Origin of the sequence: uncultured Hymenobacter sp. (genome assembly GCF_964243305.1) — a bacterium.
GTDB lineage: Bacteria > Bacteroidota > Bacteroidia > Cytophagales > Hymenobacteraceae > Hymenobacter.
Window position 1 is genome coordinate 49,423 of record NZ_CAXTEF010000022.1, and the last position, 10,405, is coordinate 59,827.

Genomic DNA, 10,405 nt, shown 5'->3' on the forward strand with positions numbered 1-10,405 from the left:
CAAAATTACTTGTAGCTGCGCTGCGTCAGCTTCACATTCTCAAACGAGAGTTCTTCCTTGTTAAGTTTCTCGGGCTGATTGTCGCCCTGCCATTCCCAGGCCGCTACGTAGGCGAAGTTTTCGTCGTCGCGTAGGGCCTCGTTTTCGGGCGTCTGATACTCCTCACGGAAGTGGCCGCCGCAGCTTTCCTCGCGGTGCAGGGCGTCGTCCACCATCAGCTCGCCCAGCTCCAGGAAGTCGGCCACGCGGCCGGCACTTTCCAGGGCCTGGTTCATCTCTTCACCCGTGCCGGCCAGGCGCAGGTCAGTCCAGAACTCGCTGCGCAGCTTGCTGATTTCGGCTTTGGCGTGGCGCAGGCCCTCAGCGCTGCGCGACATGCCGCAGTAGTCCCACATCAGATGGCCCAGCGCCCGGTGGAACTGCCCAGGGGTGCGGGTACCGTTGATGCTCATTAAGCGCTGCGTGCGGTCCTGCACCTGCTGCACGGCCTCGGCAAAAGCCGGATGGTCGGTCTTGACGGGGGTAGGGGCCGTCTGCGCCAGGTAGTCGCCGATGGTGTAGGGAATTACAAAGTAGCCGTCGGCCAGGCCCTGCATCAGTGCGGAGGCACCGAGGCGGTTAGCACCGTGGTCCGAAAAGTTGCACTCGCCGGTGGCGTAGAGTCCGGGCACAGTGGTTTGCAGGTTATAATCAACCCAGAGGCCGCCCATCGTGTAGTGCACGGCGGGGTAGATGCGCATGGGCATTTTGTAGGGGTCTTCGCCGGTGATTTTCTCGTACATGGCGAACAGGTTGCCGTACTTCTGGCTCACGGCGTCGGCACCGGTGCGCTCGATGATTTCGGCGAAGTCGAGGTACACGGCCAGGCCTGTTTTCCCTACCCCCCGTCCCTCATCGCACATCTGCTTGGCGTTGCGCGAGGCCACGTCGCGCGGCACGAGGTTGCCGAAAGCCGGGTACTTGCGCTCCAGGAAATAGTCGCGGTCGTCCTCGCCAATATCCGTTACCTGAATCTTACTTTGGCGCAGGCGCTCGGCCATCTCTACGGTTTTGGGCACCCACACGCGCCCATCATTGCGCAGCGACTCCGACATGAGCGTGAGCTTGGACTGATAGTCGCCCGATACGGGAATGCAGGTCGGGTGAATCTGGGTGAAGCAGGGATTAGCGAAGTAAGCCCCCTTCTTGTGAGCGCGCCAGGCGGCCGTCACGTTGCAGTACTTGGCATTGGTGCTCAGATAGAACACGTTGCCGTAGCCGCCGGTGGCCAGCACCACGGCGTGCGCGGCGTGGGTTTCAATCTCGCCGGTGAGCAGGTTGCGCGTTACGATGCCGCGGGCTTTGCCGTCAACGACGACCAAATCCAGCATCTCGGAGCGGGTAAAAAGCTTCACCTTGCCATACGCTACCTGCCGGCTCAGGGCCGAGTAGGCGCCCAGCAAGAGCTGCTGCCCGGTTTGACCCCGCGCATAAAACGTGCGGCTCACCTGCGCGCCACCAAAGGAGCGGTTGGCCAGCAGCCCCCCGTACTCGCGGGCGAAGGGCACGCCCTGGGCCACGCACTGGTCGATGATGTTGACCGAGACCTGCGCGAGGCGGTACACGTTGGCTTCGCGGGCGCGATAGTCACCACCCTTGATGGTGTCGTAGAACAGCCGGAACACCGAGTCGCCATCGTTCTGGTAGTTCTTCGCGGCGTTGATGCCGCCCTGCGCCGCAATGGAGTGGGCCCGGCGTGGCGAGTCGTGGTAGGTAAACGCCTTGACGTTGTAGCCCAGCTCGGCCAGCGAAGCGGCGGCTGAGGCGCCAGCCAGGCCCGTGCCGACGATAATCACGTCGTATTTGCGCTTGTTGGCCGGGTTCACCAGTTTGACATTGAACTTGTGCTGCTCCCATTTCTCGGTCAATGGACCTTCGGGAATCTTGGAATCGAGAACCATAGCGAAATGAGAGGTTTAAAGTTGACGAGAGGGGTAGAAACCGGCGATTCATGATGCCACTATTGAAGCAGCTAAAGGGCTATTTTGTTCTACTTTACCGCCCCTAATTTTAAACAAACAGCCGCACTCCCTACCCCCCGAATTTAGTTGAACGCCACGAGCAATGACTGCACGAACGCCGGCGCCTGGCTAGTAATCTCCCCCTTTTCATTGGTGAAAAGCAGGAAGTAGAGCGGCATGGCTGCGAAACCGGCCGCCACGGCCACCGAGAAAGCGTAGCCCGTGTACTTTATCAGCCCCATGTACTTGCGATGATTCAGCCCCAGAGTCTGGAAGCCGGAGCGGAAGCCGTGCCAGAGGTGGTAGCCCAGCGCCACCTGCGCGGCCACGTACAGCAACACGTAGGGCACGTTGTGAAAGGAGGAAACGACCAGCGTGTACAAGTCGTCGTTGTTGTTGGTATCAGGGACGAGCTTGCCGAAGCGGGCGCGCCAGAAGAAGTTATAAAGGTGGACAATCATGAACACTAGAATGACCGTGCCCAGGATAGACATATTGCGCGAGGTCCACTCCGAGTTTTGCTCTGAGTGATTGGAAACGTAGGGCTGGCCGCCGCGGGCCTTTTTGTTTTTCGCGGCCAGCACGTAAGCCTGGTAGATATGGACGCCAAAACCCAGCACCAAGCCCCACTCGATGGTGCGGATGACAGGGTTGGTACCCATAAAATGGGAGTACACATTAAAAGCCAGCCCGTGGTCGTTACGGAATAGCTGCAGGTTGCCGACCAGGTGCACCACCAGAAACGTGCAGAGAAACAGGCCCGTAGTGGACATGAGAATCTTACGCCCGATGCTGCTGGTCAGGGTTTTAGTTATCCAACTCATAGAGAATAAAGCAAGGTGTAGTAAGGCATTCAGGCCCCTCAAAGGTAGGGGGCGCCAGCTAAGTGTACAAAGCAGCCGGCGGGCCGCAACCTGGCCGGCACCGCGCGCGTTGGCGCAGGAATCAATCCGGGGCCGGCGCGGTTACGCTTGCCGGGCAACAGGGCCAGCGGTTGCTCACTCAACCCGGTTTTTGGACGATTTGTTGCATCTTTTTGGCTCTTCCCGGGGGCGCGAGTCGGCGCGCGGTGGCCCGTATAATTCCTGTAAATTGCTGTCCTTTCTCTTTATCTTTTCAGATGATTAACTTTTCTTCACTTTGTGCTAGTAAGCCGACCGGGCGTGGGCGCTGGCTGGCTGGGCTGCTAACGCTGCTCGCGCTGCTGCTGAGCCAGCCCGAGGCGGCCCGCGCTACCCACATCCGGGCCGGCGACATTCAGGCCCGCGTTGATACCACCGTGGGACCGGGCTTCAATCCGCGCCGCATCTTCTTCAAGATGACGCTCTACACCGACCGGTTTTCGATGAACGGCAACAATCCGGTGCGGGAAGACTCGGTGGCTATTTTTTTTGGCGACGGCAGCTGCACCAAGGGTAGGACCATCGACCGGGCGGCCCGGCCCGGCGGCCCGTATGTGGGGCCTACCCAAATCACCAACGACACGGATATCAACTACTATTATTTCGAGCACACTTATCCTTCCAGCGGCCAGTTCACGGTCAGCTACATCGGCGAAAATCGTAATGCTAATGTCCGGAATATAAACAGCTCAATCGATAAGTCATTTTATATCGGTACTACCTTCACGATTGGCCCGGACCTGGGCCGCAACCGCACTCCCATCCTGACGGCGCCGGCCGTGGACAAGGGCGGTGTGTTGCAGGTGTTTCTGCACAACCCGGCTGCCTTCGACCCCGATGGCGATTCCCTTGCGTTCAAGCTCAAGGAAAGTCAGTTCACGCTCCTGAGTGCGGAGGAAACCGGCCGGACCTGCAAGCCGGCGCCCGAAATCGTGACGGGTTTCCGCTATCCTAATGCCCCTACCTCCTCGCCCAGCGGCCGGCAAGTGCCGTATAACGGACCGCCAGCGGGTGGCACCGGCGCCGCCATCTTCGTGCAGGACCCCCGCACGGGACAGATAGTTTGGAACGCGCCCGGCGACGCGGGCACCTACAACGTCGCGTTTGTGGTAGAAGAGTACCGCCGCACGGCGCAGGGTTTTCGCAAGATTGGCGAAGTCATCCGCGACATGCAGATTATCATCAGCCCGACCAACAACCTGCGGCCGACCATCCGCATCCCCAACGACACCTGCGTGATTGCCGGCGCCACCGTGGTGGGCAACGTGTCGGCCACCGATGGCACGGGGCCAGGAGGGCAGGCGCCCTTGCCCGTCGTCCTGTCGGCGTTCAGCGGCATCATTCCGCCCGCTACTTTCCGGCAATCCGAGACCGGTCCGCCCACGGCTCGAGGCCGCTTCGAGTGGACCACGGACTGTTCCAACGTGGCCAGTGAGCCCTACCTCGTATTGTTCAAAGCCCAGGATACGCCGCCACAGTCCAGCCCGCCGCAATCCAATGACGTGCCGCCGCTCATCGATGAGCGCGCCTGGCGCATCACAGTGGTGGGCCCGCCACCGCAGAACCTGCAAGCCACAGCCGGCCCGCGCACCAGCGGCATTACCGCGCAGCTTACCTGGGACGCCTACGCCTGCCAAAGCCCGGCCGGCACCGCCGCCGGCCGGCAGGTGCAGATGCTGATTTTCCGCAAGGAAGGCTGTACCAGAATTCCTTCTGATCCCTGCCTTACTGGCCTGCCCGAAGGATCAGGCTACCAGCAGATTGGCTCCGTGAGCGCCAATCAGCGCTCCTTCCTCGATGACAGAGGGCTGGAGCGCGGCAAAACTTACTCCTACCGCATCTACGCCGTGTTTCCGCTGCCGGCCGGGGGCGAGAGCATTGTCTCGCAGGAAGCCTGCCTGAGCTTTGATGGCCGCGCCGCCGTGCTCACCAACGTGGACGTGGACCAGACCAGCACCACCGCCGGCCAGATTACGGTACGCTGGACCAAGCCGGTGGCGCCGCGAGCCCAGGGCGGCTTCACGCCGCCCTTCAGCTACCGGCTTTCGCGCGGCGAAGGACAGACACCGGCTACGTTCACCGTCATTGCCCCGGCCATCACCAACCTGGCCGACACCGTGTTCGTGGACCGCAACCTCGACACCCAGACCAAGCAGTACACCTACCGGCTGGAGTTTCTGACCCAGACCGCGGGCCAGACCAATACCGAGCCCTCGCCCACGGCCAGCAGTGTGCGCCTCACGGCCACACCCCAGCCGCTGAACCGCCGTATCGTGGTGAGCTGGACCTACCAGGTGCCGTGGGACAACACTGCCGGTCCGACGCGCGTGTTCCGGCGCAACTCGACGGGCGGCGCTTTCGTGCAGGTAGGCACGGCCGTGGTCACGGCAGCGGGCGGCACTTACACCGATGCCGACCCCGCCCTGCAGCTCGACCAGACCTATTGCTACTACGTGCAGACCGTGGGCCGCTACCCCGACGTGCCCTACCTGCAATCGCTGCTCAACAAGAGTCAGGAGCAGTGCGTACCACTGATTAGTGAGCCCTGCACACCGGTGCTGACGGTGCTGCCCATCAACTGCGACAGCCTGGCCCAGAACGCGCGGGCGCCCTACCCAGCCCCGAATCAGCGCTTCGAAAACCGCTTGCGCTGGACGCTGGGCACTACCCCCGCCGGCTGCTCGAACGAGAACATCCGCTACTACCGCATTTTCGTCGGCGATACTGAAGCGGGGCCGTTCACGCTGCGCGACTCGACTTCGCAGCTCAGCTTCATCGACCGCAACCTGCTTCAGAACAAGCGCTGCTACCAGGTGCAGGCTGTGGATGCGGCCGGCCGCCGCTCGGCCCGCAGCAACGTGGCCTGCGTCGATGAGTGCCAGCTCTTCATCCTACCCAACATCTTCACGCCCAACGGCGACCAGTTCAACAACACGTTCCGGCCCCGCATCAACAGCCCGGTGCGGCAGGTACGCTTCCAGGTCTTCAACCGCTGGGGCGTGAAAGTGTACGAGAACGTGAGCAGCACCGACCCGCTCATCAACTGGGACGGCGGCGGCGCCCGCACCGAATCGGGCGGCACGGGCAAGGTTTCGGATGGCATCTACTACTACCTGGCCGAAGTGGAGTTTGCTGATTTCAAGAACACCAAACGCACGTTCAAAGGCTGGGTGGAAATTGTGCGGTAATCACGGATTCCGTTTCTCTCAAAAAGAGCAGGCCGCGAGGTCTGCTCTTTTTTTGTGCAGCTTGCGGCCCGGTTACCGGGTTGGAGGGGGGTAGGGAATTGGGGCCTGGCAAGCGACGGTAGCGCTTATCTTAAAAAATCAACCATTTAATGACTTCAAATAAATCCGCAGTAATCTTTCCGGGCCAGGGCTCGCAGTTTCCGGGCATGGCGCGGGAGCTTTTCGAGCAAAGTACCGAGGCCCGCCGCCTGCTGGAGCAGGCCAACGACCTGCTGGGCTTTCGCCTGACCGACACCATGTTCAGCGGCAGCGAGGACGATTTGCGCCGCACCGACGTGACGCAGCCGGCCATCTTCGTGCACTCGGTGGCGCAGTTCGTAGCGCGGCCTGACTTGGCGCCGGGCGCGGTGGCTGGCCACTCGCTGGGCGAATTTTCGGCGCTGGTGGCGGCCGGCGTGCTGGCTTTTGAAGACGCCCTGCCGCTGGTGGCGCGCCGGGCGCAGGCCATGCAGGCCGCCTGCCAGGAGCAGCCCGGCACGATGGCCGCCATCCTGGGCCTCGACGATGCCACAGTGGAGCACATCTGCCTTGAAATCAGCGCCGAAGGAGCCGTGGTGGTAGCGGCCAACTACAACTGTCCGGGTCAGCTCGTCATCTCGGGCAGCGTGCGTGGCATCGAGCGGGCCTGCGAGGCGCTGAAGGCGGCCGGCGCCAAGCGCGCCCTACCCCTGCCCGTGGGGGGCGCCTTCCACTCGCCCTTGATGCAGTCGGCCCAGGCCGCGCTGGCCGAAGCCATCGAAAAAACTGCCTTCCGCGAGGCGCGTTGCCCGGTATACCAGAACGTGGACGCCCGGCCCCACACCGCGCCTGCCGAAATTCAAGCCAACCTGCTGGCCCAGCTCACCGCGCCCGTGCGCTGGACCCAAACTGTGCAGAACATGGCCCAGGCCGGCACTACTGACTTCGCCGAGTGCGGGCCGGGCAAGGTGCTGCAAGGCCTGGTGAAGAAAATCGCGCCCGCGGCGGCGGTGAGTTCGGTGAGTTGAGGGGGGGTAGGGATTGTAACGCGAAACTCCGTTTCGCGACGAGCAGAGCGAGTTCCAGGCGTTAGGTCAGCTTGTTCTGATTCCTAACGCGAGCTACTCGCGGTGCTCGTCGCGAAACGGAGTTTCGCGTTACAGCTTTTACCAGAACTTGTTGGTGCATACCACTTGGGCTTTCTTCTTGATGCGCAGCCCGACCAGCACTTCGTGGCTGCCGTTGTGGTAGCCATTCAGCTCCGAGATGCCCGCATCGTAGGAATAGCCGAGCGTGAACTGCTCGTAGCTCAGGCCCACCAGGCCCACCACCGAGTCGAAGGCCCGCCACGACGCGCCAAACCAGAGCAGGTCGCCGTACTTGATTTTGGCGTTGATATCAATCGAGAGCGGAGCCGGGTCCACAGCCTTGACCAGCACCGAGGGCACCACGCTCCAAGTGTCGCTGAGCGGCACGCGCACGCCGGCCGTGGCGAAGTAGTGCCGCCGGAGCGAGTTGCCGGGCGCGCCCTCGCCCAGCAGGTTGGGGCCGTAGGAAAAGTCGAGCTGATTGCCCAGCAGCTGCGCCCCCGACACGCCAACGTAGAAATCGTCGCTGTACACCCACAGGCCGGCCGAGGCGTCGAACACCCGCGAGGCGGCGTTGGCCGCGCGGGTCGTGGGGTCGTAGAACTGGAGTTGCTGGCCATCGACGGCAAACTGCTGCATCCCGACGGAGGTGCCCAGCGCGGCGCGGATGGCGGGCGTCAGGGCCACGTTGTAGGCGTAGGACACGTAGGCACCAGCCCGGCTGGTGGGGCCGGTCACGTCATTATACAAAATGCCCCCCACCGCGTGAAACGGCCGGCGCCGGTCGCGGATGGTGCGCTTGGTGGTGCTGCGCCACTTGCCCAGCGAGGAACTGGCGCTGGCGTAGTAGGTTTTCGGTGCCCCGTCGAGCCCCACCCACTGGGTGCGGTAGCTGAACTTGACGTCGATGTAATCCTCCACGCCGGTTGCGCCGGGGTTGAGGATGTAGTTATTGTTCATGTACTGGCTGTACTGGGCCTGCTGCTGGGCCCAGGCCGGCGCCGCGGCCAGCAGCAGCAGCCAGAGAAGTAGGGTTCTTTTCATAGCGTTATTATCTTTTGATACCGATGTTAAAAGGCGGTCATGCAGAACGCAGCGAAGCATCTCGCTCGGGGAAGTAACTCAATCGTTATTACTCATTAATTACTGCGGCAAGCGAGATGCTTCGCTGCGCTCGGCATGACCGCCTTTTTATCTATCCAAGCTTCTCAATACAAAATGGTAATCGGCCCGCTGTAGGATTTGCCCAGCGGGCCCTTCGTGACGACGACGTAGTAGTAGGTACCGACCGGGGCGGGCTGCCCGTTGATGTCGCCGCGCCACTCGTTGGCCCGACTGTAGTTGTTGGCCGAGAAAACCCGGTTGCCCCAGCGGTTGAACACGCTCACGGTGTTATCCGGGAACTGCTCGATAAACTCAATCTGCCAGGTGTCGTCGCGGCCGTCGTTGTTGGGCGTGAAGGCATTAGGAATGCGGATGGCCGGGCGCACGGTCACGGTCACCTGGTCCGAGTCGGCGCAGCCGCCCTCCCCGGCCGAGAGGGTGTAAGTCGTCGTCACGGTGGGCGAGGCCACGGGCCGCAGGCGGTCGTCGCCCGTGAAGGTCAGCCCCACGTTGGGCGTCCAGGTTACGGGGTAGGTGCCGTCGGCGCGGCCTTCCAGCGTGACGGAGGTGCCCGCCAGAATCTCCTTGTCGGGCCCGGCATCCACATCCACCGGCGGGCTGATGCGCACGGCAATGCCATTAGAAACCACCGTGGCCGGCTGCCCGCAGGCCGTGGAGGTGCGCAGGCGCAGGGTTACGGTCTGGCCCTCGCGCAGCGTAGTGCTGGTGAACACGGGGCCCGTGGCGCCGGCTACGTCGTTGCCGTTAACCTGCCACTGGTACTCTGGTGCCGGGCCGGGCTCCGTGATGCTGGCGATGCTGAAGGTAAGCGGCGAGCCCAGGCAGACCGGCCCGCCCGGCTGCACCGCGATGGCCAGCGTGGGCTGCGGGGCGGGCGTGCGCCGCACCGTGACCGTGGCCGAGGCCGGGCCGGTGCTGCACAGCCCGGCTGTAGCCGTGACTTCCACCCGCACCTGGTCGCCGGTACTAAGAGCTGTGGTGCTGAAGGTGGGGGAGGTGGCGACCAGCACGTTGTTGATAAACCAGCGGAAGGTGGGCGCGGGACCGGCGTTGGTCGGCACGGCCGTGAAGGTCAGCTCCGTGCCGGCGCACTGCACCGGCGGCTCGGCCAGACTCACGCCGGTGGTCACGATGGGCTGCACCCGCACGACTACCGCGTTGGAATAAGCCCTTGAGCAGCTGCTGCTGCCCGAATCTACCCGGCGCCGGAAGTACGTGGTTACCGTCAGCAGGCCGGGGGCGAACGTCGCGCCGGTGGCCCCGTCAATGGTCGACCAGCTGTTGTTATCGGCCGACGATTCCCACTGATACGTGTACGTGCCGGTGCCACCCGCCGCCTCCTGGACGCTGCTGAGGGGGGTAGGGGCAACCCCGGCGCAGACGTCCTGCTCAGGGGGCGCGATGCTGCCGGCCAGCAGCGTTGGCAGGGTCGCGATGGTCACCGTATTTGAATAAGCCGGCCCGCACAAACTGCCCGAGCTAACCCGGCGCCGGTAATACGTGGTCGAGTTGACCGGGCCCGGCGCGAATGTCTCGGCGGTGGCGCCGGGTACCTCGTTCCAAGTGACTTGGTCGGCGGACGACTCCCACTGGAAGCTATAGCTGCCGGTGCCCCCGCTCGGCGCTACCACGCTGCCGAGGGGGGTAGGCGGGCTGCCGGCGCAGATGTTCTGGTCGGGGCCTGCGGTACCCGCCGTCAGGGCTGGCGTCACGCTGATGGTCACCACATTAGAGAAAACCGGGGGGCAGCCGCTGTTGACGCCGGCCTGGCGCCGGAAATAGGTAGTAACGTTGAGTGGGCCAGGGGCGAACGTCGCCTGAGTCGCGCCGTTGATGGGCGTCCATCGCACCTGGTCCGTCGACTCCTCCCACTGATAGGTGCCGCCGCCGGTGGCCGGCGTCTCGCTCGTGAGCGGGGTGGGGGTAGCGCCCGCACATATCGGCTGGTTGCCGCCGATGGTGCCGGCGGTTAGGGCGGGCAGTACGGTCACCTTCAACACATTAGATAGCAGGGCGGCGCACTCGCCGGAGCTTACCTGCCGCCGGAAGAAGGTTGTGACCGTGAGCACGCCAGGGTCAAACGT

At 63.2% G+C, this 10,405-nt stretch carries 6 protein-coding genes; 2 read left to right on the forward strand and 4 right to left on the reverse strand.

From position 1 onward, the window contains the following. Positions 1 to 5: 5 nt before the first annotated feature. On the reverse strand, positions 6 to 1,940 hold the full coding sequence (locus ACFE70_RS13275; RefSeq protein ID WP_375418238.1) for a fumarate reductase/succinate dehydrogenase flavoprotein subunit: 1,935 nt from the start codon (positions 1,938 to 1,940) through the stop codon (positions 6 to 8). 143 nt (positions 1,941 to 2,083) lie between these two features. Beyond that, positions 2,084 to 2,824, reverse strand: coding sequence for a succinate dehydrogenase cytochrome b subunit (locus ACFE70_RS13280; RefSeq protein WP_375418239.1), 741 nt, complete (start codon positions 2,822 to 2,824; stop codon positions 2,084 to 2,086). A gap of 296 nt (positions 2,825 to 3,120) precedes the next feature. Here ACFE70_RS13280 and ACFE70_RS13285 point away from each other — a divergent pair, with 296 nt between their 5' ends. Both ACFE70_RS13285 and fabD read left to right on the forward strand, forming a co-directional pair. Next, entirely contained in the window at positions 3,121 to 6,090 is a 2,970-nt protein-coding gene (locus tag ACFE70_RS13285) for a gliding motility-associated C-terminal domain-containing protein (protein WP_375418240.1), read from the forward strand. A 149-nt stretch (positions 6,091 to 6,239) separates the two neighbouring features. Then, complete coding sequence (gene fabD / locus ACFE70_RS13290; RefSeq protein ID WP_375418241.1) at positions 6,240 to 7,136, forward strand: ACP S-malonyltransferase; 897 nt, start codon at positions 6,240 to 6,242, stop codon at positions 7,134 to 7,136. Between the two features lie 138 nt (positions 7,137 to 7,274). On the opposite strand, the gene ACFE70_RS13295 is transcribed toward fabD, so the two are convergent. After that, positions 7,275 to 8,240, reverse strand: a complete 966-nt coding sequence (locus tag ACFE70_RS13295; RefSeq protein ID WP_375418242.1) for a type IX secretion system membrane protein PorP/SprF — start codon at positions 8,238 to 8,240, stop codon at positions 7,275 to 7,277. Positions 8,241 to 8,404: 164 nt separating this feature from the next. Beyond that, positions 8,405 to 10,405, reverse strand: a 2,001-nt coding sequence (locus ACFE70_RS13300) for a gliding motility-associated C-terminal domain-containing protein (protein ID WP_375418243.1), incomplete at its 5' end; no start/stop codon positions are given.